Origin of the sequence: Shinella sp. AETb1-6 (assembly GCF_009826875.1) — a bacterium.
Taxonomy (GTDB): domain Bacteria; phylum Pseudomonadota; class Alphaproteobacteria; order Rhizobiales; family Rhizobiaceae; genus Shinella; species Shinella sumterensis.
The window spans coordinates 62,420-87,543 of record NZ_WUMM01000007.1 but is presented as its reverse complement, the minus strand read 5'-3'; the positions used below and the strand labels follow the sequence as shown (position 1 = coordinate 87,543).

General features: G+C 62.9%; 28 protein-coding genes. 12 read left to right on the top strand and 16 right to left on the bottom strand.

Translation table 11 applies throughout. The features are described 5' to 3' along the window. Positions 1 to 170: 170 nt before the first annotated feature. Positions 171 to 944 carry a hypothetical protein gene (locus GR158_RS14245; protein WP_134645959.1) on the bottom strand — a complete coding sequence of 258 codons (774 nt, stop codon included), beginning with the start codon at positions 942 to 944 and terminating at the stop codon, positions 171 to 173. 167 nt (positions 945 to 1,111) lie between these two features. Next, positions 1,112 to 3,421, bottom strand: a complete 2,310-nt coding sequence (locus GR158_RS14240; protein ID WP_134645961.1) for a bifunctional diguanylate cyclase/phosphodiesterase — start codon at positions 3,419 to 3,421, stop codon at positions 1,112 to 1,114. 446 nt (positions 3,422 to 3,867) lie between these two features. Here GR158_RS14240 and GR158_RS14235 point away from each other — a divergent pair, with 446 nt between their 5' ends. Next, positions 3,868 to 4,647, top strand: coding sequence for a gamma-glutamyl-gamma-aminobutyrate hydrolase family protein (locus GR158_RS14235; protein WP_134645963.1), 780 nt, complete (start codon positions 3,868 to 3,870; stop codon positions 4,645 to 4,647). A gap of 5 nt (positions 4,648 to 4,652) precedes the next feature. Here GR158_RS14235 and GR158_RS14230 read toward each other — a convergent pair whose 3' ends face one another. Genes GR158_RS14230 through GR158_RS14215 form a run of 4 tightly spaced genes read right to left on the bottom strand, consistent with a single transcriptional unit; the run spans position 4,653 to position 7,739 of the window. Beyond that, entirely contained in the window at positions 4,653 to 5,057 is a 405-nt protein-coding gene (locus GR158_RS14230) for a hypothetical protein (RefSeq protein WP_160871537.1), read from the bottom strand. A gap of 59 nt (positions 5,058 to 5,116) precedes the next feature. Continuing rightward, positions 5,117 to 6,103, bottom strand: a complete 987-nt coding sequence (locus GR158_RS14225) for a 2-hydroxyacid dehydrogenase (RefSeq protein WP_160871536.1) — start codon at positions 6,101 to 6,103, stop codon at positions 5,117 to 5,119. A 13-nt stretch (positions 6,104 to 6,116) separates the two neighbouring features. Then, positions 6,117 to 7,145 (bottom strand): LacI family DNA-binding transcriptional regulator, encoded by a 1,029-nt coding sequence (locus tag GR158_RS14220; protein ID WP_134645969.1) that lies wholly within the window; start codon positions 7,143 to 7,145, stop codon positions 6,117 to 6,119. Between the two features lie 57 nt (positions 7,146 to 7,202). Continuing rightward, positions 7,203 to 7,739 carry a MarR family winged helix-turn-helix transcriptional regulator gene (locus GR158_RS14215; protein ID WP_134645971.1) on the bottom strand — a complete coding sequence of 179 codons (537 nt, stop codon included), beginning with the start codon at positions 7,737 to 7,739 and terminating at the stop codon, positions 7,203 to 7,205. Between the two features lie 90 nt (positions 7,740 to 7,829). On the opposite strand from GR158_RS14215, the gene GR158_RS14210 reads away from it, so the two are divergent. The 3 genes from GR158_RS14210 (at position 7,830) to GR158_RS14200 (ending at position 10,868) form a co-directional block, all read left to right on the top strand. Beyond that, positions 7,830 to 8,621, top strand: a complete 792-nt coding sequence (locus tag GR158_RS14210) for a creatininase family protein (RefSeq protein WP_160871535.1) — start codon at positions 7,830 to 7,832, stop codon at positions 8,619 to 8,621. Positions 8,622 to 8,698: 77 nt separating this feature from the next. After that, a complete protein-coding gene (locus tag GR158_RS14205; protein WP_160871534.1) occupies positions 8,699 to 9,823 on the top strand; it encodes a GTP-binding protein in 1,125 nt (374 codons plus the stop codon). Positions 9,824 to 9,878: 55 nt separating this feature from the next. After that, positions 9,879 to 10,868, top strand: a complete 990-nt coding sequence (locus tag GR158_RS14200) for a WD40 repeat domain-containing protein (protein ID WP_160871533.1) — start codon at positions 9,879 to 9,881, stop codon at positions 10,866 to 10,868. Positions 10,869 to 10,952: 84 nt separating this feature from the next. Here the strand turns inward: GR158_RS14200 and GR158_RS14195 are convergent, their stop codons facing one another. Continuing rightward, positions 10,953 to 11,258 carry a hypothetical protein gene (locus tag GR158_RS14195; RefSeq protein ID WP_230639993.1) on the bottom strand — a complete coding sequence of 102 codons (306 nt, stop codon included), beginning with the start codon at positions 11,256 to 11,258 and terminating at the stop codon, positions 10,953 to 10,955. A 252-nt stretch (positions 11,259 to 11,510) separates the two neighbouring features. Here GR158_RS14195 and GR158_RS14190 point away from each other — a divergent pair, with 252 nt between their 5' ends. Next, positions 11,511 to 12,674: an outer membrane beta-barrel protein gene (locus tag GR158_RS14190; protein WP_160871532.1), complete on the top strand. Its 1,164-nt coding sequence runs from the start codon at positions 11,511 to 11,513 to the stop codon at positions 12,672 to 12,674. 3 nt (positions 12,675 to 12,677) lie between these two features. Here GR158_RS14190 and GR158_RS14185 read toward each other — a convergent pair whose 3' ends face one another. Further along, the gene (locus GR158_RS14185) at positions 12,678 to 13,124 is read right to left on the bottom strand and encodes a glyoxalase superfamily protein (RefSeq protein ID WP_160871531.1); all 447 of its coding nucleotides are present in this window, start codon (positions 13,122 to 13,124) and stop codon (positions 12,678 to 12,680) included. A 234-nt stretch (positions 13,125 to 13,358) separates the two neighbouring features. On the opposite strand from GR158_RS14185, the gene GR158_RS14180 reads away from it, so the two are divergent. Next, positions 13,359 to 13,994, top strand: a complete 636-nt coding sequence (locus GR158_RS14180) for a LysE family translocator (protein WP_160871530.1) — start codon at positions 13,359 to 13,361, stop codon at positions 13,992 to 13,994. On the opposite strand, the gene GR158_RS14175 is transcribed toward GR158_RS14180, so the two are convergent. The 4 genes from GR158_RS14175 to odc2 form a co-directional block, all read right to left on the bottom strand. Continuing rightward, the gene (locus GR158_RS14175) at positions 13,995 to 15,011 is read right to left on the bottom strand and encodes a serine hydrolase (RefSeq protein ID WP_160871529.1); all 1,017 of its coding nucleotides are present in this window, start codon (positions 15,009 to 15,011) and stop codon (positions 13,995 to 13,997) included. Between the two features lie 102 nt (positions 15,012 to 15,113). Further along, positions 15,114 to 15,809 carry an OmpW family protein gene (locus GR158_RS14170; RefSeq protein WP_160871528.1) on the bottom strand — a complete coding sequence of 232 codons (696 nt, stop codon included), beginning with the start codon at positions 15,807 to 15,809 and terminating at the stop codon, positions 15,114 to 15,116. 196 nt (positions 15,810 to 16,005) lie between these two features. Continuing rightward, positions 16,006 to 16,596, bottom strand: coding sequence for a GNAT family N-acetyltransferase (locus GR158_RS14165; protein WP_160871527.1), 591 nt, complete (start codon positions 16,594 to 16,596; stop codon positions 16,006 to 16,008). Positions 16,597 to 16,688: 92 nt separating this feature from the next. Then, on the bottom strand, positions 16,689 to 17,822 hold the full coding sequence (gene odc2, locus GR158_RS14160) for an ornithine/lysine decarboxylase (RefSeq protein ID WP_134645991.1): 1,134 nt from the start codon (positions 17,820 to 17,822) through the stop codon (positions 16,689 to 16,691). A gap of 346 nt (positions 17,823 to 18,168) precedes the next feature. Here odc2 and GR158_RS14155 point away from each other — a divergent pair, with 346 nt between their 5' ends. From GR158_RS14155 to GR158_RS14140, 4 genes are all read left to right on the top strand, one after another. Continuing rightward, on the top strand, positions 18,169 to 18,435 hold the full coding sequence (locus GR158_RS14155; RefSeq protein WP_134645993.1) for a hypothetical protein: 267 nt from the start codon (positions 18,169 to 18,171) through the stop codon (positions 18,433 to 18,435). Then, entirely contained in the window at positions 18,423 to 19,328 is a 906-nt protein-coding gene (locus GR158_RS14150; RefSeq protein ID WP_134645995.1) for a LysR family transcriptional regulator, read from the top strand. Before GR158_RS14155 ends, GR158_RS14150 begins: the two co-directional genes overlap by 13 nt. A gap of 70 nt (positions 19,329 to 19,398) precedes the next feature. Then, the gene (locus tag GR158_RS14145) at positions 19,399 to 20,040 is read left to right on the top strand and encodes a DUF1007 family protein (RefSeq protein WP_160871526.1); all 642 of its coding nucleotides are present in this window, start codon (positions 19,399 to 19,401) and stop codon (positions 20,038 to 20,040) included. Further along, positions 20,034 to 21,038 (top strand): nickel/cobalt transporter, encoded by a 1,005-nt coding sequence (locus GR158_RS14140; RefSeq protein WP_134645999.1) that lies wholly within the window; start codon positions 20,034 to 20,036, stop codon positions 21,036 to 21,038. Before GR158_RS14145 ends, GR158_RS14140 begins: the two co-directional genes overlap by 7 nt. Here the strand turns inward: GR158_RS14140 and GR158_RS14135 are convergent. The 4 genes from GR158_RS14135 to GR158_RS14120 all read right to left on the bottom strand — a co-directional run bounded on the left by GR158_RS14135 (position 21,035) and on the right by GR158_RS14120 (position 23,478). Then, positions 21,035 to 21,247 (bottom strand): hypothetical protein, encoded by a 213-nt coding sequence (locus tag GR158_RS14135; protein ID WP_160871525.1) that lies wholly within the window; start codon positions 21,245 to 21,247, stop codon positions 21,035 to 21,037. The two genes, GR158_RS14140 and GR158_RS14135, sit on opposite strands and share 4 nt — an antisense overlap. After that, entirely contained in the window at positions 21,244 to 21,936 is a 693-nt protein-coding gene (locus GR158_RS14130) for a GNAT family N-acetyltransferase (RefSeq protein ID WP_160871524.1), read from the bottom strand. The genes GR158_RS14135 and GR158_RS14130 overlap by 4 nt, the downstream gene beginning before the upstream one ends. Positions 21,937 to 22,032: 96 nt before the next feature. Next, on the bottom strand, positions 22,033 to 22,725 hold the full coding sequence (locus tag GR158_RS14125; RefSeq protein WP_160871523.1) for a tellurite resistance TerB family protein: 693 nt from the start codon (positions 22,723 to 22,725) through the stop codon (positions 22,033 to 22,035). 114 nt (positions 22,726 to 22,839) lie between these two features. Further along, the gene (locus GR158_RS14120; protein WP_160871522.1) at positions 22,840 to 23,478 is read right to left on the bottom strand and encodes a 2-dehydro-3-deoxy-phosphogluconate aldolase; all 639 of its coding nucleotides are present in this window, start codon (positions 23,476 to 23,478) and stop codon (positions 22,840 to 22,842) included. Positions 23,479 to 23,633: 155 nt separating this feature from the next. Between GR158_RS14120 and GR158_RS14115 the strand changes: the two genes are divergently transcribed. Then, positions 23,634 to 24,119 (top strand): CYTH domain-containing protein, encoded by a 486-nt coding sequence (locus GR158_RS14115; protein ID WP_160871521.1) that lies wholly within the window; start codon positions 23,634 to 23,636, stop codon positions 24,117 to 24,119. 54 nt (positions 24,120 to 24,173) lie between these two features. After that, entirely contained in the window at positions 24,174 to 25,112 is a 939-nt protein-coding gene (locus GR158_RS14110) for a rhodanese-related sulfurtransferase (protein ID WP_134646011.1), read from the top strand. Positions 25,113 to 25,124: the final 12 nt, after the last annotated feature.

Genomic DNA, 25,124 nt, shown 5'->3' with positions numbered 1-25,124 from the left:
GCCCGGCTCTTCCCCAAGCGCCAGAAGCGCACGTTGTTCAGGCCATACACAATGGAACGCCAAAGCGCAACGGCAAGGGTGACTTAGCCTTGGCCACTTTCTCCTTCCGAAAACGATGCAGGCCGGTTTCGGGTGAAACCGGCCTGCACTGCGACATAAGGGCGCAAGGCTCATCCAGCGTAAGCGCCGCCCGATAGCTGTATCCGGCGATGGCTGTCGGCAAGGCGCGCTGTCGGCCGTACCGTCAACGGGCTGAACGGCATATCGTCACCGCGGGCAAAAAGCATGCGCCGCTCGAAAGGCTCCGACTGGAAGAACGGGAAACGGGCATAGAGCGAGGACCGCACGTCCTTGCAGCGCGTCGCCATCAGCATCAGGTCGATGATGAATTTGCCCTGGTTGCTTTTCGGCGATGCCACGAAGTCGCCATCGAACACCCGCTTGTAGAAGGCTGCATGCGCCGGCTTCACCATCTGGAGAACGCGATCGGCATCGAAATAGTCGGCCGCCATCGTCGCCAGGCGCAATGTCAGATACGGAATGGCCGGCATCTCGCTCCAGATTTCGGGATCGGCCGCCAGACGCACCGGGTCGATCAGCGTCAGGCCCGCATCGAGAAACGCCTTGGTCTCGTCCGGGAACACCTTGCCCGACGAGGTCACGCGGTGATCGGGCGTGACGTGGTGCAGACGAACCGTCGAGATCAGGCGCTCTTCGTAATAGATGCCGAAGACATAGGCATGACTGTCGAAGTCGACTTCATCGATGAGAAGCGGCGTCTCCTCGCCCAGATGCATCACGCTGCCGGCCTTGTAGGCCTTGTAGCGGATGCGGGCGATATCCTCCATGTCCTCGCTCGTCTCGACGCGGCGGTACTCCACCCCGTCAAGCAGCCCCAGCAGTTTCTCAGAAAAGCGATTGGCCACCGTTCCAACGCTCGCCATAGCCCAACACCCCCGAATACACACCGGCGATACGACATCCCCGGACTGATAATCAGCGATATAAGACAATTTGTGTAAAATACCATTCATTAACCTTAATATATGGTTAACGCTAAATTTGCATAAACTGATGCAAGCGGTGGGTTTTCGAGTGAACGGGGGATGGATCAGGCGACGCGGCGGCCGCGGCGGCGCGCTTCACCCGGCTTGCGGGCGAGGCTTTCATAGCGGTCGCGAAGGGCATCAGGCGACATCGGCGCCGCAAAGACATAGCCCTGCACCAGATCGGCGCAGTGATACTTGTTGATAAGCGCGAGCTGCTCCTGCGTCTCGACACCTTCGATGACGATGCGCAACCCGAGTTCCCGCGACAGGTTGACCGTGCCGCGCAGAAGCTTGAAACGGCGCGCGTCCTCGCCGATGTTGCGCACGAAGGACCGGTCGATCTTGATGACGTCGAGCGGAAGCTGATCGAGATAGCTGAGGCTCGAATAGCCCGTGCCGAAATCGTCGATGGCGATGGTGATGTCGCGGGCGCGCAGTTCCTGCAGGATGGCCTGCACCTTGACCGGCTCTTCCATCAGGCAGCTTTCGGTCACCTCCAGATGCAGGCGGTGCGGCGCAAGCCCGGCCGCCTCCAATGCTTCCGTCACAACGCCGATGATCGACGTTCCACGCAGGTCCTGAACGGAGAGATTGACGGAGACGCTCATATGCGGCGGCCACGTCGCGCAATCGGCGCAGGCGCGGTTGATCATGAAGCGGGTGATCTCGGAGACGATGCCCATCTCCTCGGCAATCTGGATGAAGACATTCGGCGCAACGGCGCCGCGTTCGGGATGCGTCCAGCGCGCAAGCGCCTCGCAGCATTCGATACTCGTGCCATCAGGGACGAACATCGGTTGGTAAGCGACGGACAACGCATCGGCGGCCAAGGCTTCGCGCAGGTCTTCCTTGAGCTTCTGGCGATCCACGTAGCGGGCGTCCATCTCTTCTTCGAAGACGGTGACGCTGCCCTTGGCTCGGGACTTCGTCTCGAACAGCGCGAGGTCGGCGCGGATCTGCATTTCATCCAGCCGGAACTCGTCGCTCGGCACCATCACGCATCCCGCACTGAACGAGACGAGGAAGGTCATGCCGTCGAACTCATAGGTGCCGCGCAGCTGCTCATGGAAGCGGCGCATGCGTGCCTCCAAGTCGCGACGATTGGCTTCGTTCGGGAAGAACAGGATGAATTCATCACCCATCAGATGGCTGACGACGATCTTGTCCGTCGCAAGCCGACGCAGCCGCTCGCTGATCGCGCAGAGGAGGCGGTCGCCCGTAATGTGTCCCTTCATGTCGTTGACATGTTTGAAATCGTCGACGTCGAGCACCATGAAGCCCACCATGCCGGGCTTCTTGCGCTCCGTAAGCGCATCCTGAACGAGATCGGAGAAGTAGGCGCGATTGGGAAGCCCGGTCAGGCTGTCGTAACGCACCATGTGGAGGATCTTGTTTTCCGCCCGCACACGCGCTGTGACATCCTCGAAAATGAGCACGGCGCCGCCGTTTTCCCGGCGCGCCGCGGTGAACTCGAGATACAGTCCCTCCCTGACCTGCAAGAGAGCACGCGAGCGGTCACCGCTCAGAAGCTCCTGGAGCTGGCGCAGGATCGCCTTGCTCTGCTCCAGGTTCAGGAACGTGTTGCGCACGCCGTAGCGCAGGACGAGATCGAGGTGGCAATCCTTCAGCCGGTCCTGGCTGCCGAGATGCAAAAGCTCGCAGGCACGCCGGTTGGCCACCAGAATGCGATGGTCCGCATCCAGCATGAACAGGCCGTGCGGCATGTTGTTCAGCGCCGTGTCGAAACGGTCGGCGATCGTTGCGAGGTCGCGCGCCGCAAGCACGTTCTCGTACAGGAACGTGCGGACGCCGTTGGCCATGGAACGCGTGGTCATCGCGAAAGGCAGGACAAGCGTGGCGAGAACCGCGTGATAAAAATCCTGTAAAGCCAGGAAGCCGGCGGCGATTGGCAGGCAGGCCGCGAGAACCATGTAGTTGACGGTCCTCGGCGAGCCATAGTTTCGACCGACGACCGACACCATGGTGCCGAAGGTCACGGAGATACAGGCGATCTCCGCAAAGGCATCGCGGCTGACGACCAGGCTGTAGCAACAGGCCGTGCCCAGCGCGAATGTGGTGCCGACCGCGCCCAGATTGTACCAGTTCTCCCAATAGCGGATGCCCGCCATGTCGAGCGCGGTTTTGTCAGCGCGGTCGAACCGGCGCATGCCATGCGCGCGCAGCGACCAGATGAGCACGACGAACGCGCTCCACAGCAGGAAGAAGGGATCGGAGGTCTTAGCGAATACGAAGGCGAACGTGATGACATGCGAAATCATGCCCACGAAAAGGGTCTGACGGTTTCCGTACAGCGAGCTGACGAACGACAGGTATACATCAGCCGGCAGTGTGTTTTGACCCTTATCCGTCATGGACTCGGCACTCCCTATGGCATGCGAGGGTTACCGGCCAAAATTTAATGAATGATTTCGGGAGATTACCCAATAACGGGGGACTCACCCGGCAATTTTCGCGCGCACCCCCAACCCAGGAAGAACAGTTTCAACCAAATATTGCAAAATAAAGGCGGAAAGTAAAGATACTCAACCCTCCATAGGCTGATTGCGCAACTATAGGGATGAGGATACGCGAAAGTATTTATCCAAAAAGCGTACGAATAACTGCTGGGTACAACCTAAATTCACAAATGTTTGGTTAACAATTATTTTCGAATCCACCCGCGGAAAATAGTGGTCCCACGGATGATGGGCACCGGTGAGGAACGGCGGCCGTCGTCATTTCGCCTGAAAAGAGGAATTGACTGAAACAGGATTTGATATCAAATCCTGTTTTGGTATTTCTTACCCTGGAGCCCAGCATGTCGAAACCCGTCGTCGCCATTCCCGCCGATATCAGGGAGATCGAAGGCAACGTCTGGCAGGCAACCCCGAACCAGTATGTGCGCGCCGCCGTGAAAGGCGCCGATGTCACCGTCTTTCTCGTGCCGGCGCTTGATGCGGACAACGACTTCGACGGCATCCTCGACCGGGTGGATGGGCTTCTCGTCAGCGGCTCGCGCACGAATGTGCATCCTTCGCTTTACGGCAAGGAGGCAACCGAAGCGGAAGGCCCCTATGACCGCGCCCGCGACGCGACCAGCCTGCCGCTCATCAAGCGCGCGCTGGAGCGCGGCATTCCGTTGCTTGCCATCTGCCGCGGCATTCAGGAGCTCAACGTCGTGCTCGGCGGGACGCTTGCCAACGAGATTCAGGAACAGCCCGGCATATGGGACCACCGCAAGCCCGACACGCCCGAACTCGATGTCGCCTATGGCATCCGCCAGAAGGTGATCGTCAAGGAAGGCAGCTGCCTTGCGGGCGTCGTCGGCGCCGGGGAAATCCAGGTCAATTCGCTGCACCGCCAGGCCATTTCGGACATGGCGCCGCGCTTGGCCGTCGAAGCGGTCGCGGAAGACGGCACGATCGAAGCGGTCTCCGTCATCGGCGCGAAGGCGTTTGCGGTCGGCGTACAGTGGCACCCGGAATATTGGGTCGGTTCCGATCAGCCTTCCAACAAGCTGTTTGCCGCCTTTGGCGAGGCCGTGCGCGATTACGCTGCGACAAGGCACGGCATTGCGCATAGGACGGCGGCCGAATAGGTCGCTCAGTCCGCCGCGATGAAGGTGACCATGGCATCGGCCGGTTCGACGGCCTCATAAGCCAGACCATCGCCATCGACGACTGTGAGAAGCGGCTCGCCGCGCGCATCCAGCACATCGACGGTACCGTCGCCGTTCTGCGTCCATGTCCGCGCACCGGCAAGGCCGGGCCATACGGCATCGCAATCCGGACCGGCGGTAAAGCGCGTGCTGCGTCCCGAGATCGCCGCACCGCGTTCGGCAAGGCAGGCGGTCTTTGCGACAGCGTTGGTGATCGTGTAGCTGTGACCGGCCGACGGGCTGGGAATGGAACCCGACACCATCGGATCCACGTCCGGAGCCCGGTCACGGGCGGCCCAGAGCCCCAGGGAGACGACAGCGGCCAGAGCGGCGATTGTGAGCGTCTTCATGGAAATCTCCTTCGCGCGATTCGACACGAAAAGCATGCGCTCGCAAGCTTGCCGAATGGTTAACGAAGACTTTCCGGATGCTGGCCTGATTTGCGGGTAAAGGGCGTTTCCGGCACCGGCGTCACGGCCTGGCCGCGCTCGAACCAGGCGAAGAGATTATCGGCAACGAGGTCGGCCATCGCGTCGCGCGTCGCAACCGAGGCGGACGCGACATGCGGCAGAAGCGAGACGTTCGGCAGATCGAGCAGGCCGTCAGGAACGTTCGGCTCGTCATAGAACACGTCGAGCCCGACGGCGGCGATAACGCCGTCCTTCAGCGCAGCGATAAGCGCCGGCTCATCGACGGTCCAGCCGCGTCCGACATTGATCAGCACCCCGTTGCCGCCCAGCGCCTGGAGGATATCAGCATCGATCGTCCGATGCGTTTCCGGCGTCTTGGGCACGATCGCGATCAGGATATCGACCGCCTGCGCCAGGGCCATCAGCGAGGGATGGTATTCATAGGACACGCCTTCGCGCGGCCGGCGGGTGTGGTAGGCGATGTCGACGCCGAAGCCTTCCAGTCGCCGTGCGATCGCCAGGCCGATGCGCCCCAACCCATAGATGCCGGCCTTGCGACCGCGAAGGCTGAGCGGCGAGAGCGGAAAGGCGCCATCGCGCTGCCAGCGCCCTTCGCGCAGCCACGCCTCTGCCTGCGGGAAACGGCGTACGGTGTTGAGCAGAAGCCCGATCGCCGTATCGGCAACCTCGTCGTTCAAGACGTCAGGCGTATTGGTCACGACGACGTCGCGTTCGACAGCCGCCGACACGTCCACGCCATCATAGCCGACGCCGAAACTCGCGATGATCTCAAGCGCCGGCAGATGCGCGATCATCGACGCGTCGAACCGCCCGGAAACCGCCACCCCGGACACCGAGGCGGCTTCGGACCGCGCCACCAGCGACGGGTCCGCGCTGTCGATGCGCACGATGTCGAAAGCCTCCTTCAGGCGATCGACGACACGTTCACGGATGATGCCCGGAATAAGGATGCGCGGCTTGCCCATGGACGTCGACCTCTCAACCTTCCGGATGCGGCTTCAGCGGTCCGGTGGACTGGCGAATGCGCATTTCCGGCTTGATGAGATGGATGCCGTCAGGCTCGTGGCTGCCGGACAGCTTGTCGAGGAGCGCACGCGCGGCGTTGCGTCCCACTTCCGACTGGCCGTTCCACACCGTGGTGAGCGCGGGCGTGGCGATTGCCGCCTCCTCCAGGTCGTCATAGCCGGTGACGGAGACGTCGCGACCGGGCACGAGGCCGGCGCGCGCGATGCCGTTCATCAGGCCGATGGCCACGAGATCGTTCCAGCAGACGGCTGCCGTCGGCTTCTGCGGCAGCGACAGGAAATGCACCGCCGCCTCGAAACCGCCCTGCTTGGTGCGTGGCCCCGGAATGCGCAGGCTGGGATCGACCTCGATATTGGCCTTGCGCAAGGCGTTCACGTAACCTTGGTAGCGATCGCGGCCGGTGGAGGTCTGGTCCGTGCCCCCCACCATCGCGATGGTGCGATGACCAAGGCCGATCAGATGATTGGTGGCAAGCGAGATTCCATAGCTGTCGTCACCGCGGAAGATCGGCACGTCCAGCCCCTCGATGGAGCGCGCGATCAGGATCGCCGGCATGCCGTTGTCCTCGGCAAGCCGGATATCCTCCGGCGGCGTGCCGATCGCCGGCGACATGATGACACCGTCACCGCCGAGCTGAAGCAGGGTCTCGACGAAGTTGCGCTGTTTTTCGACCGAATCGTAGTGGTTGGAGAGGATGAAGGTCTGCCGGTCCCGGTCCAGCTCGCTTTCGATGGCCTTCAGGATTTCCGCGTAGAACGGGTTCATGATGTCATGCACCACGACCCCGATGATGCCGGAGCGCGACGTGCGCAGGCTCGCTGCGCGACGGTTGTAGATATAGCCGAGCGCGCGGGCCTGCTCCTTGATCCGGTCGCGCGTCGACGCCGCCACCAGCGGGCTGTCCCTCAGCGCAAGCGACACCGTCGCCGTGGAAACGCCGAGCGTCTCCGCGATGGTGGAAAGCTTGATTTTCTGTGCCACGACCCCTCCCCGGCGACCGCGCCATCCTGCGCGTTTAAAACCGTTTATTTAAACAGTTTAAATCTCGTCGGCAACTGTCTTTTCGCTGTCCCGGGCGTCGTCGGGCCCTGCGCCGTGCAGGTTTTCGTCCATGGCCCGCAGCAGTTTCAGGAGATTGCGGACGTCCTTTTCGCTCAGGCCCTCGGCAGCCTGCTGCTCGCTCAATCGTCCCGCCTCGGTGATTTTCTCGATGGAGGCATGCCCCGCCTCGGTGAGATGCACGACGGTCAGGCGACCATCCGTGCCATCCGCCCGCCGTTCGACGAAACCCTGCGCTTCGAGCCGCCCGATCGTGCGCGTCATGGTCGGTGCCTTGACGCCGAGCCGGTTGGCAAGCGCCCCGGCGGTCAGCCCGCCCTCTTCGGCAAGCGCGAGGATCACCCCATCCTGACCGGCATAGAGGCCGGTGGCGAGCAGATTGCGGGAAAGCACCGTACGCATGGATCGTGCCGCATTCACGACGGCCGCAGCAAGACCCGAGCCGGAAACGGCATCGTGCGATTTCTTCTTCTTGGCCTTCTTTCCGTCCTTGCCGTCTTTGTGCTTCTTGCCCATCGATCGCCTCGCTCCACGCCCTTGCATCACGGGCCTGTCCTTGTATGACTCAGGTTGAAGGCTGGCGGCAAGTGAGGATCGGAGGCAGGCATGGCGCATCCGAAGATGCGGTGGACCGAAAACGACCCCATGTTTGCGCCGGCGGACCGCGCGGGCTGGATTGCCGTGTTGCCGCTCGGCGCCCATGAGAGCCACGGCCCCCACCTGCCGTTCGAAACCGACACGCTGATCGCCGAGGGCATTGCGGAGCGCCTGATGGCCGTCCTGCCGGCGCACCTGCCCGTAACCTTCCTGCCTGCAGAACCCATCGGTTATTCGCCGGAGCATCTCGACGTGCCCGGCACACGCTCGCTGGACTATGCCGTCGCTATCGAACGGTGGCTGCGCATCGCCGAGGATCTCAACCGCTTCGGCCTGCGCAAGCTCGTTCTGCTAAACGCGCATGGCGGCAACGCACCGCTGATGACCATCGTGGCGACGGAAGCGCGCGTGCGTTTCGATATGCTTGTCGTGGCGACGGCCTGGACGCGGTTCGGCCAGCCGGACGGGTGGATCAAGCCGGAGGACAAGGCGATCGACATCCATGGCGGAGACATCGAGACCTCCGTGATGCTGGCGCTGCACCCCGAAAAGGTACGGATGGACAAGGCGGAGCGCTTCGGCTCCCGTCAGACGGAATTCGCCGCGCGTTTCGCCCATCTGCGCGCCTACGGCCCGCACGCCTTCGGCTGGAAGATGTCCGACCTCAATCCGCTGGGCGTGGCCGGAGACGCCAGTGCCGCGACGGCCGAAAAGGGCGAACAACTGATCATGCACGCCGTGCGCGGTCTTGTCGGCCTTATCGAGGATGTTGACGGATTCGACGTCGAAACACTTCGCTGACGGCATTTGCGCTGGCCCGTTCGATCTCCTATATCAGTCGCGACGACGGACCAGACGTCCCATCCCTCGAGGTTCCCATGACCGAAACAGCTCTTCCCAAGCCCATTCCCGTCACCGTGCTCACCGGCTATCTCGGTGCCGGCAAGACGACGCTGCTCAACCGTATCCTCACGGAGAACCACGGCAAGAAATACGCCGTCATCGTCAACGAGTTCGGCGAGATCGGCATCGACAACGACCTGATCGTCGAGTCGGATGAAGAAATCTACGAGATGAACAATGGCTGCATCTGCTGCACCGTGCGCGGCGACCTGATCCGCGTCGTGGAAGGCCTGATGCGCCGCCCCGGCCGCTTCGACGCCATCATCGTCGAGACGACGGGCCTTGCCGATCCGGTTCCGGTCGCCCAGACCTTCTTCATGGACGACGATGTTCGCCAGAAGACCGAACTCGACGCGGTCGTCGCACTGGTCGATGCCAAGCACCTGCCCCTGCGCCTCAAGGACAGCCGCGAGGCCGAGGACCAGATCGCCTTTGCGGACGTCGTGCTCATCAACAAGACCGACCTCGTCAGCCCCGAAGAGCTTGCAAGGATCGAGGCAACGGTGCGCGTGATCAACCCGTCCGCCCGCATCCATCGCACGACCCGCTCGGATATCGACCTCACCAAGGTTCTCGACCAGGGCGCTTTCAACCTGGAGCGGGCGCTCGAAAACGATCCGCACTTCCTCGATCACGATCATCCTGACCATGTCTGCGGCCCCGATTGCGGCCATGATCACCATCATCATGGGCACGACCACGATCATCACCACCATGATCACGATCATCACCACCACGATCATGACCATGACCACCATCACCATGGTCATGACCACGGCGTCTCGCCGATCCATGACGTGACGGTGCAGTCGATTTCGCTGCGCGGCGGCGAGATGAACCCGGAACGCTTCTTCCCCTGGATCCAGAAGATCACCCAGACGGACGGCCCGAACATCCTGCGCCTGAAGGGCATCATCGCCTTTGCCGGCGACGAGGAGCGTTATGTCGTGCAGGGCGTACACATGATCGTCGAAGGCGATCACCAGCGCGCCTGGAAGGACGGCGAGAAGCGGGAAAGCCGCCTCGTCTTCATCGGCCGCGATCTCGATCGCGAGAAGATCGAACGGACCTTCAAGGCCTGCGAGGCACAGAAGGCATGACGCCGGACAGTGTGACACGGTTTTCGGATAACGCCATACGCAGGAAAGACGTGTAATGCCGACAGTCGCCCCTCTCGATCTCGACGGCCATGTCGTCGCGACCGCCTTTCTCGGCGACGTGCCGTTCTTCGCCTCCGCCTCCGGCGTCATCCATCGTCTCGATCATGGCCAGAAGGCCACAGAGGCGCATGACGGCCTGCTGGCCTGCGTGCGCGACGAAGCAAACGATACGCTGATCACCGGCGGCGAAGACGGCAAGGTGCAGCGCATCGCCGCCGACGGCACCGCGACCTTGCTGGCGGAGGTGCCGCGCAAGTGGATATCCGTCGTGGCGGCCGGTCCGCAGGGCGCCGTCGGCTTCGCCGAGGGACGCACGGCACGCGTACGGCTGGCAGACGGCACGATCAAGGAATTTCCCGAAAGCCGATCCGTCGAGGGCATGGCCTTCGCGCCGAAAGGCCTGCGCATCGGGATCGCCCGTTACAATGGCGTTTCGCTGCACTGGGTCGCGATGGCGGCCCAGCCGGTCGAACTGGAATGGAAGGGCGCGCATAACGGCATCACCTTCTCGCCGGACGGCCGCTTCGTCGTCACCACCATGCAGGAAAACGCCCTGCACGGCTGGAAGCTCGATCCGAAAGCGGGTGCCGACACCCGCCATATGCGCATGACGGGTTACCCTGCCAAGGTGAAATCGTTCTCCTGGTCCGCCAAGGGCAAATGGCTCGCGTCTTCCGGCGCGCCCGCCGCCATCGTCTGGCCCTTCTCGGCCAAGGACGGCCCGATGGGCAAGCCGCCGCTCGAACTCGGCACCCGCGCCGATGTCATGGTCACCTGCGTCTCGTGTCATCCGGCGGAAGATGTCGTCGCCATCGGCTATTCCGACGGCATGGTTCTGGCGGCCCGCTTTGCCGACAGCCGTGAAGTGCTGCTGCGCCGCCCCGGCAAGGGTGCCATCACATCGATGGGCTGGAACCGCAACGGCAAGCTGCTTGCCTTCGCCAGCGAGACGGGCGACTGCGGCGTCATCGATCTGGCCGGCTGATCTTCCGCACCCCCCTAGAATGAGGAACCCGGGAGAGCAAGCTCTCCCGGGCCACTGACCACAGGGACAGGGTGGGGATTACGGTCAGTGTCTGCGCTTCTTGCAGCCGCAATCGCTGCCGCCGCTGCCGCTCAGGATGCCGAGGGCCGAGCCGTTGAGCACGCCCGAAAGCGTGCCGTTCAGGCTGTTGTTCAGCACGCCGTTCAGGACATTGTTGTCGCTGAGGACGTTGCCGACGCCCACGCCGACGCTCGGGGCGATCACGATGCCGCCGGTCTTGGTCTTGTTGCCGCTGAGGATGCCGAGGCCGAGCAGGCCGCCGGCGGACGCCTGGCCGGCACCGGCAAGAGCGATCACGGTAGCGATTGCGATGATGCGGGTCTTGTTCATGGTCTCTCTCCTTTGGTTGCGCACCTCAAAGATGCACAACTAAAAGTAATGTAAGATTCCATCAACACAACCGGATTTGCCCGATATAGCAAAGAGTTAACCATAACGTAGACAAGTTTAACGAATACTTCCGGAATGCAACCATTGCGGAAGTATCGCGGGATTTACCTGCAATATCTCAACCTTTGAGGGTTTTTTAACCACATAAGTCCAGGATTTCGAGCCGATAACCGATATGGGGCGCGGAACCGGATGCGTATTTCACAGGCCATGCTGGCCACGATCCTGCTGGTGGCAGGCGGCAATCCGTCGCTGGCGGATTCAACCATAGATTACACATTCGGTAGTGGCCGCACATCGAATATCTTCAAGGACACGACGCGGCTTCCCGCCTCCTTCGCCGAAGCAGCGCTGAGCCTTCGCGGCAGCTTCGACCTAGAGGAAACCGATATCGCCTATGCGGTGACGACGCGGGCGCGGCGGGTGCCCCGCTACCGTTTCGCGGACGAGCGCGCGGCAGGCATTGAAATCGGCCTTGCGCGCGATATCGGCAAGGCTGTCAAGTTCACGCTTCGCGGCAGTATCGAACACCGGCAGACGGGCGATGTCCTGCTCGCCCTGCCCGGCCTTCTCATCGGCTACCGGCAGGCGGACATTCTTGCCAATGCCAGCACGGGCCTCACGATCGAGCACGCGGGCGGCAAGAGCCACCTCACGGCATCACTCGCCCGCTTCGGCCCCGGCAAGGCGCGATTGACAATTCCGGGACTGCCGCGTGTGCAGCTTGAGGGCGGCAACACGCTCTACGAAGTAACGGCAGGGCATATCCGCCCGCTGCTCGGCGGCGAGGTGGGTGCAACGGTGCAGTATCGCACCAACCGTATTCCAGGCGATCCCCAGGACAATTTCGAGCGCTACCCCGCACGGACCCTGCGCGGCTCGATCGCCTTCGGCCGCGTGTTCGGCGCCGTGACATTGCTGGCGGAGGCGGGTCTGGTGCGCGTTGAGAGCCCGGACCTGGGCGCGAGCGTCGATCCGACCCGTCCGTTCCTGAAAACCGAACTCACCTGGGCGATCACCGACACGGTGGCGCTCAAGGGAAAGCTGTCACGGGATATCGCACTTGCCGACATCGATGATCCCCTGGGCGAGGATGTACGGACGCTCAGCCTGGCGCTGGAAACCGCGCTGACGGAGAAGCTGAAGCTCAGCCTCGCCTTCGAGCAGGCCTACAGTGACTGGCTCGCCTACGACTATCGGACACGCACGAATGCCACGACGGCGACCCTCACCTACACGCTCGCGAAGGGCGCGGCCGTGGCGCTGGAATACAGCCACCTCGTGCGCAAGGAGACCGACGAGACCGCCGACTTCAAGGTCAGCGGTCTCGCTGCGCGGTTCCAGGGCTCGTTCTGAGCCTCACCACTCCAGTTCCAGATGGGGCCGGCCGTTCGAGGTCTTCTCCAGCGTCCGCCCCGTTTCGTCGACGGTGCAATTCACACGCTGGCGGAAGGCGGAGAAACTGTCGAAGGTCACCACATCGACGGGCGTGTCGAAATGCAGTGTCATGCGATAGCGGCCCGGCTGGCTGGTCAGCGCCTGCACGCCGATGACCTCGGCATCGAACGGCTGGCCAAGATAGGTGCCGCGCACGCGCGAGCCAAGCATCCAGGGATTGAACGGCGGCCGGTTGCCGACCGCGGCATGCAACGTATTCCAGTCGCGAAAGCCGTATTGGGCCGCGATCAGCTCCAGGGCACGTGAATGCGAAACGGGCTGCATCTCGTCCGCAAAGCGCACACGCAGCCGCTTCGCCTGGTCTTTCAGGGTATCGATGGAAGGAAGGGGCGTCGAGAGAGGACGCATGTCGGAACTCCAGTGTCTGCATGCGTCATTTCGGAGGGAGCCCGCATTGCCACCGGTTCGCATGCGTGATGCTGGAAGACCGATTATCCTAAGAGAGACTTCACCAAAGCTTGCGCTCGCGGACGGCAGGGGCTCTCACCCTGCACTGCACATAGGTCTTCGCGGCCCGTCTGTCAAATCTCCCGCTTGCACGAGGGCCGGAAGCGTGGGAGCATTTTCCCAGGAGGAACCACCATGACATCCGTTACCCTCATCGCCTTCGCCGCCGTCGCCTTCATTGGCATTGCCACGCCCGGCCCCACTGTGCTTCTCGCCCTCACCAACGGTTCGCGCTACGGCATCCGCCGGGCACTTCCCGGAATGGTTGGCGCCGTTCTGTCAGACTTCGTGCTGATCGGCGCAGTCGCGCTTGGCCTCGGCGCGCTGCTGGCGGCTTCGGAATTCTGGTTCTCGGTCGTCAAATGGCTGGGTGCGGCCTATCTCGCCTTCCTCGGCATCCAGATGCTGCGTTCCACCGGCTCGCTCGGCCGCACTCTCGACGACATGCAGGCCGCCGACCGCAAGACGTCGCAGGCGATCTTCTCCAAAAGCCTGCTGGTCGCCGTAACCAATCCCAAGGGCTACCTATTTTTCTCGGCCTTCCTGCCCCAATTCATCGATCCAGCAGCCCCTCAGACGCAGCAATATGCACTGCTCGCGCTTGTCTTCGCAGCCATCGATTTCCTGGTAATGTTCGGTTACGCAGCACTCGGCTCGCAGGCCGCGCGCATGCTCAAGACATCGGGCGCTGCTTGGCTCGACCGCGTCTGCGGCGGCGCATTGCTGGCGCTTGCGGGCTCACTCGCCTTCTATCGTCGCGCCGCGAACTGATCAGCTCTCAGCCGTGCCAATGATCTTCGCAAGGAGGTCATGCAGGTTGTCGCGATAGCCGGAGCGGGCGGAAGGATCGCCCTCTTCGGACGTCATGGCGACGGTCAGGCCGAGGTCGGGCACGATATAGAGCATCTGGCCGCCAAAACCCCAGGCATAGTGAACCGTCTTGCCGCCGATTACCCGCTCGAACCATCCGTAGCCGTACCCGTCGTTGGAAAAGCGCGAATTGGTGCGCGACTGCCAGGATTGGCAATTCCAGTCCTCCGGCACGAGCTGCGTGCCGTCGGCGGTGCGCCCGCCATTGCGATAGAGCTCGCCGAAGGCCAGCAGCGAGCGTGTGCTCATCGCCATCTGGTTGCCGCCGAGATAGATGCCCTGCGGGTCTCGGTCCCAGGCACCGATGCGGAAACCGTCGAGCGGGCCGAGCCAGTCGCGCGCCAGCGCCAGTGTCGACTTGCCGCCGACCTTCGTCAGGATAGCCGAGAGAAGATGCGTCGAGCCCGTGGAATAGAGCATTGCCCCGCCCGGATCGTCGACGAAGGGCATGGCGAGCGCCGCACGCACCCAGTTGCGGCTGGCGACCCAGCGCCCGTAATTGCCGCCGGAGGTGCGCTCCAACCCCGCCTGCATGGAAAGCAGGTTGCCGATGGTGATGCGGCCGAGCCGCGGGTCACGTTCCGCCGGCAGGTCGCTGGCAAGGATGGGCGCGATCGGCTGGTCGACGCCTTCGAGCAGGCCCTTGGCGATGGCAATGCCGACGAGGGCCGAGATGATCGATTTCGACGCCGACTTGATGTTCGCGCTTTCGGCCGGCGTATGCCCGCCATAACCGCGCTCGGCGACGATCTTGCCGTTATGCGCGACGACGACCGCCTTCAGCTGCGACAGCGACGAGGCCGCAGACAGCGTCTCGGCGACCGTCCGCGCCGGCTGGGCGACAACGGGTTCCTGCGCGCGGGCGCCGGCGAGCGGGAATGCCAGGGCAAGGCCAATGATGAAAAGCTGCTTCCTCATGGGAAGGCAGATAGGCGACGGGCAGCGCAATTTCATGGCCGATGGCCGGGCTTCACGCAGTATTGAGAACCTGTGAGCACCCGGCCATAAGCCGATTCGTCCTCAGAAGCGGTAGGTGATACCGGCACCCACCAGCCACGGATCCAGCTTCGCCTTGCCGGTCAGCGGCGTCCCTTGGTAGTTGACCTTCCATTCGGGCTCCAGGAACAGTTTCTTCACGTCGAAGTTCACGCCCCAGTGCTGGTCGATCATATAGTCGAAGCCGACCTGCAGGGCCGCGCCGACCTTGTTCTTGACGTCGAGATCGGTGAAATCACCGGAACCGGACTGGTTATAGAACAGCGTATAGTTCACGCCCGCGCCGACATAGGGCTTGAATGCACCGAAGTCGGTGAAGTGATATTGCAGGGTCAGCGTCGGCGGCAGGAGCCAGGTCTTGCCGACCTTGCCAAGGCCGGCGATGGAATCCGCCGCGTTCACGTTCGCATAGGTGGTGCCGAGGATGAGTTCCGCCGCGATATTGTCCGTGAAGAAGTAGGAAATGTCGAGTTCCGGGACGACCGTATTGGAATAGGTCAAGCCCGAACCCGGGATCGCGTCCACATAACCCGAATCGTTCGTGATGACGCCAAGCCCGCGCACGCGGATCTGCCAGGGGCTCTGCGCCGCGATATCCACCGGCGCCTCCGCGGGCGCCATGCGCTCTGCAAGATCAGCCGCAAAAGCCCCGCTGCCGATCAGCGTCACCGCCGCGGCAAGCGCCGCGCGCCTGATCCGCACAATCCCATCTCTCTTCATGTCGTCTCTCCATCATCACGACTCGTTTTGCGACGCGACTATGAGAGCCCGGCGCTGGAGAAGCCTTTGAGATGGATCAAGTGAGAGGCATGCGAATGGACGATTGCATGGAAATCGACCGGAGACTTGTCAAACGTCCAATTAAAACAATGACAAGCGTCAAGAATGGAAAGGCCGGCCCGCAGCCGGCCATTCCTCAGGCAGCCTTTCGCGCAGCCGGCATCACGCGGCGGCGACCGCTGGGAACGAGCACGCCCGCTGCACCATCCAGCCAGCCGTCCTTCAGTTCCAGCGCGAGGAAGCGGCGGCGCTCGAAGGGACCGGGCATGACGAGATGCTGCGCCTTGGCGGCGAAAAAGCCGAAGCGCTCGTAATATTCAGGGTCGCCGACCAGAAGAACCGCACCGTGTCCACGGTCGCGCGCCTCGGTGATGGCAGCCCGCATCAGCGCGGCGCCGATGCCCTTGCCTTCATGCTCGCAATCGACGGCGAGCGGGCCGAGCAGGAGCGCCGGCACGGCATTGCCATCGGCATCGACGCCCGCTTCGACATTCCACAGACGCACGGTGCCGATCACATGCCCTTCGGCATCACGCGCAACGAAGGCAAGGCCTTCGGCCGGCAGGCGACCGCGGCGCAGCGTCTCCGACGACTTGCGGAAGCGCGCCTCGCCCATGACACGGTCGAGCAGACGCTCGCGCGCAACGACATCGCCGGCATTCTCCTGGTCGATGGTAAAGGCGGAATGCGCGAAGAACGCGCGGACAGAATCAAGAACAGTGGCCATCTCTGGGCCTCCCGTGCTCAAAACCGATTCAAACGGTATCCGGAACGAATTGTGAAGATGGCGCTCCCGCAGGGACGGGAGCGCCGGGGCGGTCAGATGACAAAAGCCTTGAGCGGCTCGAAGCCGTTGAAGGCGACCGCCGAATAGGTCGTCGTGTAGGCGCCGGCGCTTTCGATCAGAACCTCGTCACCGATCGAAAGGGTGATCGGCAGCGGATACATGTTCTTCTCGTACATCACGTCGGCCGAATCGCAGGTCGGGCCGGCGAGCACGCAGGGCTCCATCTCGTCGGCATCGCGCGCCGTGCGGATGGGGTAGCGGATCGCCTCGTCCATGGTTTCGGCAAGGCCGCCGAACTTGCCGATGTCGAGGAAGACCCAGCGATGCGCGTCGTTGTCGGACTTCTTCGAGACGAGAACGACTTCAGCCTTGATGACACCCGCATTGCCGACCATGCCGCGGCCCGGCTCGATGATGGTTTCCGGGATCTGGTTGCCGAAATGTTTCTTCAGCGCCGAGAAGATCGCCTTGCCATAGGCTTCGGCCGACGGGATATCGCGCAGATACTTCGTCGGGAAACCGCCGCCCATATTGACCATCTTCAGCTCGATGCCCTGCTTGGCCAGCTGCACGAAGACGCGCTTGGCATCGGCGAGAGCCGCATCCCACGCGTCGAGCTTCGTCATCTGAGAGCCGACATGGAAGGACACGCCATAGGACGTCAGGCCCAGCTGGTGCGCATAGACGAGCACGTCGACGGCCATCTGCGGCACGCAGCCGAACTTGCGCGACAGGGGCCATTCCGCACCTTCGCCATCCGTGAGGACGCGGCAGAAGACACGCGCGCCGGGAGCGGCGCGTGCGACCTTCTCCACTTCCTCATGGCTGTCGACGGCGAAAAGGGAGACACCGAGCGCATGAGCGCGCGCGACATCGCGTTCCTTCTTGATCGTGTTGCCGAACGAAATGCGGGTCGGGGTCGCGCCGGCATCGAGCGCCATCTCGATTTCTGCGACAGACGCGCAATCGAAATTGGAGCCCATGCTGGCGAGAAGGCGCAGGATTTCCGGCGCCGGGTTGGCCTTGACGGCATAGTAGATCGCGCTGTCCGGCAGGGCGTGGCGGAAAGCCTTGAAATTGTCGCGCACCACGTCGAGGTCGACCACGAGGCACGGGCCGTCGGGACGTCGGGTGTTCAGGAAGTCGATGATACGTGCGGTTGCCATCTCGGTATTCCCCATATCCAGGTTGCTCCGGGAAAATCCCGGAGGACAAAGGGCGGATACGAACACGCTCTGGAACCAGCCGGTGGAGACCCCGGTACCAAGCATGCGCATCAGCGCGAACGGTGAACCGAAGCCCGCCTAGGCTTCAATTCGGCTTTGTCTGCCTTGGATTGGTGGGAAACCCGACCGCACGTCCGGCAATGAAGGTGTGCCTCTTCAGTAACCCCGGCTGATGGAAAGCCGGCAGACACCAGAAAGGCCCGCACCGTCGTTGCTTCAAGATGTCCTCGCATTTCCCGGTTGGCCGGAATAGCGACTGGAGCGGTTAGTTCCAGGTACCTTACCGATGATCCTCACCAAATCGAGGGTCGGCGGACACCCACAGGCACGTGCGACTTTGGGCAGCACGGGAGATAAGAAGAATCGCTGTCGTAATCAAGAGCTTTTTTTGCGTGGCGCTATTGAAAATAATCCGCCAGCCACGACATTCGCGAAACTGGCTTTCGATGGAACTTTTTTCTACGATCGGCGACCCAAGCGCCGTCTTCAGCCGCAGGCCGCACCCGCGATCCAGCGGCACGTCTATTTAAGTGGGGACACATGGACACTTTGACCCGAATCCGGGCCTTCATCGACGTCGTCGACGCCGAGGGATTTTCCGCTGCATCGCGCAAGACCGGCCGGTCCAAGGCGCTTCTGTCCAAATATGTACGCGAACTGGAAGACGAACTCGGCGCTCTGTTGCTCAACCGCACCACCCGCCAGTTCTCGATGACCGAGCCCGGCCACACCTATTACCGCACCGCCTCCGATATCCTGAAGGAGATCGACAACCTCGCCGATCTCGTGCGCGAAAAGAACACGGACCTGCGCGGCAAGCTGAAGGTTTCGGCGCCGCGCACCTTCGTCGATGCCGAGATCGGCCAGTCGCTGATCGATTTCGGCAAGGAATATCCGGAACTGTCGCTTGAAATCGTCGCCGACGACCGCTTCGTCGATCTCGTCGAGGAAGGCTTCGACGTGGCGATCCGCATCACGCGGCTGGAGGATTCCGCCCTCATCGCCCGCAAGCTCGGTGATTTCCTTCTCAAGATCTGCGTGACGCAGGAGTTCCTCGACCGCACCGGGCCGATCAATCACCCGAGCGATCTCGCCCACCTGCCCTGCATCATCGACACGAACGGCAAGTCGCACAGCAACTGGCGCTTCGTGGATGACAAGGGTGCGGGTTTCAGCGTGCCGGTCGGCGGGCATATCGAGGTCAACAGCCCGACCGCCGCCATACGCGCGGCCGCGAGCGGACTCGGCGTCGCCCAGGTGCCGGCGTTCATCGCGCGGCCCTGCCTGGATGCGGGGCAGGTCGTTTCGATCCTCGAGGATTATCTGCCGACCGACCGCGGCATCTATGCGATCTACCCGCACAGACGCTATCTGCCGGCCAAGGTGCGCACCTTCGTCGATTTCCTGCACGGCTGGTTCCGCCGCAATCCGGGCATAGAGGCCTGAGGGTCCCAATTCCGACCCATTTGCGTTAGATTCATCCGGTCGATTCCTATCGCCGAGAGGACTGAACTTCATGCGCTTCCTGCCTCGCCTGCTCGCCGGAGCAGCCCTGCTGGCGCCGGCCACCGCCTTCGCCCATCCGCACATCTTCGCGGAGGCACGGCTGGAGGTGACCGCAAACGAGGACGGCACCATCAGCGAACTGCGCAATGTCTGGCGTTTCGACGAGATGTTCTCCGCCAGCGTCGTGATGGACTTCGACAAGAACGGCGACAACCAGCTCGATCCGGACGAGCTTGCCGAAATCGGCAAGACGGTGCTCGAATCGCTGGAGGAGTTCAGCTACTACACCACCATCACCGAGGACGGAAGAACCGTGAAGGTGGCCAAGCCGGATGCAATCAATGTCGATTACAAGGACGGCCAGCTCCTGATGTTCTTCACGGTGAAGCCGGGCGAAGTCATGCCGCTCAAGGGCAAGCTCACCTTCGGCGTCTATGATCCCACAATGTATGCCGCGATGGATTTCGCCTCCGACGACGATCTCGTCGTGGTCGGAAACAAGTTCGCCGCCTGCAAGCGCGAGGTGGTGCGTCCGGACCCCGACGAGGTTCTGGCCCAGAACCAGGCCAGCCTGACCGAGGCATTCTTCAACGATCCCGCCGGCACCGACATGTCGAAGATGTTCGCCACCCGCCTGGAGTTGACATGCTGACCCGCAACCGCGCCATCGTTTTTGTCACCGTCACGCTGGCCATCGCCGCCACCGCAACGTTCGCCCATGCACAGTCGCCGCTCGGCATCGGCGCTGCGGAGCCTGGTTTCAACACCAACGGCGCTTTCGGCGGGCTGTTCTCGTGGATCAACGCCCAGCAACAGGGCTTCTACCGCATGATGACCGGCGCGCTGAAGGATATGCGCGAAAACCCCTGGGCGGCATCCACGCTGGTCGGCCTCTCCTTCGCTTACGGCGTGTTCCATGCCGCCGGCCCGGGCCACGGCAAGGCGGTCATCTCGTCCTACATGCTGGCGAACGAGGTGGAACTTCGGCGCGGCGTACTGCTCTCCTTCTTGTCCTCCATCCTCCAGGGTATCGTCGCCATCCTGCTGGTGGGCGCCGCCTATCTCTTCCTGCGCGGCACGACCGTCTCGATGACGGACGCTACCCGGGCGCTGGAGACGGGAAGTTACGCGCTCATCACGCTTTTCGGTGCGTGGCTGCTCTTCCGGAAACTGCGTCCGGCACGCCGCGCGTCGGCGCTGGGCGCGCAGGCCGTGGAAGTCCATGACCACCACCATCACCATTCGCACGGGCACCATCATCATGCAGGCGAGGTTTGCTCGACCTGCGGCCACGCGCACGCGCCGGACCCGTCGCTCCTGAAAGGCGACCGCTTCGCGCTGCGCGAAGCATGGTCGGCCATCGTCGCGGTCGGTCTTCGCCCCTGCTCCGGTGCTTTGATCGTTCTGAGCTTCGCGCTGCTCAACGGCCTTTACCTCGGCGGCATGCTTGCCGTTCTGGCCATGTCGATCGGCACGGCCATCACCGTCTCGATCCTCGCTACGCTCGCGGTCACGGCCAAGGGTGCTGCCGTGCGCTTTGCCGGCAACGGCTCGGCAGCCGTGCGTGTCGGCACGGCGATCGAGATCGCCGGCGCACTGATGGTCATGGTCCTGGGATTGCTCCTGCTCGGAGCCTCGCTCCAGCTCTAGTTTCCGTGCTTGCGCTGATAGCGCGCCCGCAGCCAGAAGAGCAGGAAGAAGCACAGCACCATCGCCGCGCCGAAGGCGCCCGCCAGCCATGGCGAAAGATCGCCCAGCGCGATCATGATCCTGGGCACGAAGTAGAACACCACGCCCGTTCCCAGCAGAATGAGGATGGCGGCAATCGCCGTCGACCGTCCCTTGTTGTCGCCGCTCATGCCGCACCTCCTGCCACGATGTCCGCCCTTATATCCTCGAGCCGGCGCTTCTGGTTGCCATCAGCATCGAAATTGTCGGGTGCCAGCCAGGCCTCGAAGGCCTTTGCGATCACCGGCCATTCGCCGTCGATGATGGAGAACCAGGCCGTGTCGCGGTTCTCTCCCTTGGAGAGCATGTGCTGGCGAAAGACCCCTTCGAAGGAGAAGCCGAGACGGGCGGCGGTGCGTTTGCTGGCCGCATTGTCGTTGTGGCACTTCCATTCATAACGACGGTAGCCGAGGTCTTCGAAGACGTGCCTGGCAAGCAGATATTGCGCCTCTGTGGAGAGCGGCGAACGCGACATGCCGCTGCCATGCGCAATTCCGCCAATCTCGACGACGCCGTTCGCCGGGTCAGGCCGCATGTAATGCGCCATGCCGACGACCTTGCCATTGGCTTTGTCCACGATGACCTCACGCACCCAGCCGGAGGTGACTACCGCGTCCGACCAGGCATCGAAAGCCTCGATGCCGGTAAAGTCGGGCTGCGCGAAATAGCGCAGCAAAGGGTTGATGGCCATGCCGCCGAACGCATCCCACAACGCGTTAAGATGGCGCGCACGATCATAGGGCTCCAGCCGCACGTAACGGCCTTCGAGCAAAACGGGAGCGGGAGGCGGTGCCCCTTTCCAGTCCTTGAGATCGCGCATGATATCCTCCATCGGTCGTCCCGAAGGGATAGAGCAGCGGGCGGTTGCGCGCAATGCGCAAAGCAGGGAGCGGCGTTCCGCCGCCCCCCGATACAATCAGACGGTGGCAGCAGAAACCGTCGCCTCGATATGGTCGACCAGCGCATCCGCCAGTCCAAGACGGCCGGCGAGGAGATCGAGATAACCGCGCTCGGCGCGCGACTTCGGCTCTATGGCAAGCCGCGAGGCCGTATAAAGCTCGACGCGCTGTTCTTCGGTCTGCGCGGCCGCGACGATGGCATCGATATCGATCGGGTTGGCAAGTTCCGTTTCCAGGAACGCCGCGGCATCGTCGCCGAGGCCCGACACCTTCAGCTTGTCGATGATGCGGGCACGCTCGGCATCGTCGATATGGCCGTCGGCACGGGCGGCTGCGATCATGGCGCGCACGAGGATGAGCGCGAAGTCGCTGCTCACCGCTTGCGGATGAAAACCGGAATCGGCCGGAGGCGGCAGAAGTTCGGGCGTGCCGCCCTGCGCGGTTTCGGCGGGGTTCTGACCGTCCCGGTAATTCTTGTAGGCCTGGTAGCCGAGGCCGGCGATCGCGGCGAGGCCACCGATCTTCAGAGCGGAGCCGGCAACCTTGCGGCCGCTGTCTGTGCCCAGCAGGACACCGGCAATGGCGATGCTGGCGAGCGGATTGTCCTTGGCAAGCTGCGTGACCTGACCTGCGCGATCCCGCACGGTTCCACCGGCGCCGGGCACCTGCGAACCGAGGAACTGATCAAGCAACTTCTTCGCGTCAAACATGGGCGGTCTCCGTTGTTCCTGCCGACTATCAGGCAAGATAGGAATGACCTTTGCCGATTACAAACGCATAACGGGCGGCCAGGGCCGCCCGTCTGCAAATTCCGAGAATTGCGATCAGCCCTTCAGGGCAGCCGCTTCGGCGGCCAGTTTCTCGATGCCCGCCCAGTCGCCCCTGGCGACGAGGTCCTTCGGCGCAACCCATGATCCGCCGACACACACGACATTCGGCAGCGAAAGATAATCGCGGGCATTGGCAAGCGAGATGCCGCCCGTCGGGCAGAACAGCGTGCCGGCAAGCGGCGACGACAGCGATTTCAGATAGGCCGCACCGCCCGCCTGCTCGGCGGGGAAGAACTTCAGCACTTCGTAGCCTTCCTCGCGAAGGCCCATGACCTCGCTTGCCGTCGCCGCGCCCGGCAGGAGCGGAATGTCGGAATCGGAGGCCGCATCGATCAGCTCCTGCGTGGTGCCGGGGCTGACGATGAACTGCGAACCGGCCTCGACGGCCGCTTCGAACTGCGCGGCATTGAGGATCGTGCCGGCGCCGGCCACAGCGCCCTCCACTTCGTTGGCCACGGCGCGGATCGCTTCGAGGGCGGCAGGCGTACGAAGCGTGATCTCGATGGCCTTCAGCCCGCCGGCGACGAGCGCGCGCGCCAGGGGAACGGCGGTCTTGACGTCATCGATGATAAGAACCGGCACGACCGGCTGGAGCTTCAGGACGGAAAGCAGCTTGGCATTCTTGTCGCTCATGACACCACCTTTTTAAAACGATTGAATTGAAATCGGGCATATCGCGTCTGCGACCACGTGTCGAGCCTTACGCGCAATTCTTGGACTTGTCATGACACCTGTATCGTGTAGTGTTTGCCCGCTCCTGACGTGTCTCCAACAGCGAAAGCGTGCCTATGGCAAAAGAGATCGAACGGAAGTTTCTCGTGTCGAGCCAGCGGTGGCGCGCCTTCGCGGATGAAGGCATCGCCATAAGACAAGCCTACATCGTCGCGCAGGATGACCGCTCTCTCCGGGTGCGGATCTTTGACGACGGACGCGCGCGCATCACCCTGAAGATCGGCCATGCCATCCTTGTCCGCGACGAATACGAGTACGACGTCGATCGCGACGAAGCCGAGGACATGCTGCGCCATGCGATCGGCAAGGTGATCGAGAAGGTGCGCTACCGTGTGCCCCACAAGGGCCATGTCTGGGAGATCGATGTCTACCAGGGCGTCCATCGCGGCCTGGTCATTGCGGAGGTCGAGCTTTCCTCCCGCCTCGACGAGCCGGAGCTGCCCGATTGGGTGGGCCGCGAAGTGACCGGCGAAAGCCGGTATTCCAACCAGTCGATGGCGCTCGGCATCAGCAACGGCGCCAGCCTGCGCCAGCTCACCTGAACCGCTACGTCACGCCGCATTGCGGGAAATGCGGCGACGCGGTATGTGGCGACCATGACAAACGAGATTGCCTCACCGACTGAAGAGAGCGGCTTCCTGGTGGCCGCGCTTTACCATTTCGTCTCCGTTCCGCGCTTTGCCGAACTGCGCGCGCCCTTGCAGGCACTCTGCGAGGAGAACGGCGTGCGCGGCACGCTGCTGCTCGCCCATGAGGGCATCAACGGCACCATCGCCGGTCGCGCCGCCGGCATCCGCGCGGTCCTCTCCTTCCTGCGCAGCCAGCCGGAATTCGCCGGTCTAGAACATAAGGAAAGCCATGCGGCCGACATGCCCTTCCTGCGCATGAAGGTGCGGCTCAAGAAGGAGATCGTGACCATGGGCGTCGAGGACATCGACCCCACCCGCTCCGTCGGCACCTATGTTGCGCCGGCGGACTGGAACGCGCTCATCTCCGACCCTGACACAATCGTCATCGACACCCGCAACGACTACGAGACCGCCATCGGCATGTTCAAGGGCGCGGTCGATCCCAACACCAAGACCTTTCGCGAGTTTCCCGATTGGGTGCGCGAAAATACCGGCCTGCACAACAAGCCGAAGATCGCCATGTACTGCACCGGCGGCATCCGCTGCGAGAAGGCCACCGCATTCATGAAGGAACAGGGCTTCGACGAGGTCTACCACCTCAAGGGCGGCATCCTGAAATATCTTGAGGAGATTCCGCAGGAGGAAAGCCTGTGGGAGGGTGCGTGTTTCGTCTTCGACGAACGTGTCTCCGTCACGCATGGCCTTGAGGAGGGCGAGCACCGGCTTTGCCGCGCCTGCCGTCATCCGCTCACGCCGGAGGATATTGCGTCACCGCTCTACGAGGCCGGTGTGTCCTGTCCGCATTGCCATGCCACGCGCAGCGAGGACGATCGCCTGCGCTTCCGTCAACGACAGAAGCAAATGGACCTGGCACGGCAGCGCGGCGAGCGCCATCTCGGCAAATAACGCCGGCGCCGG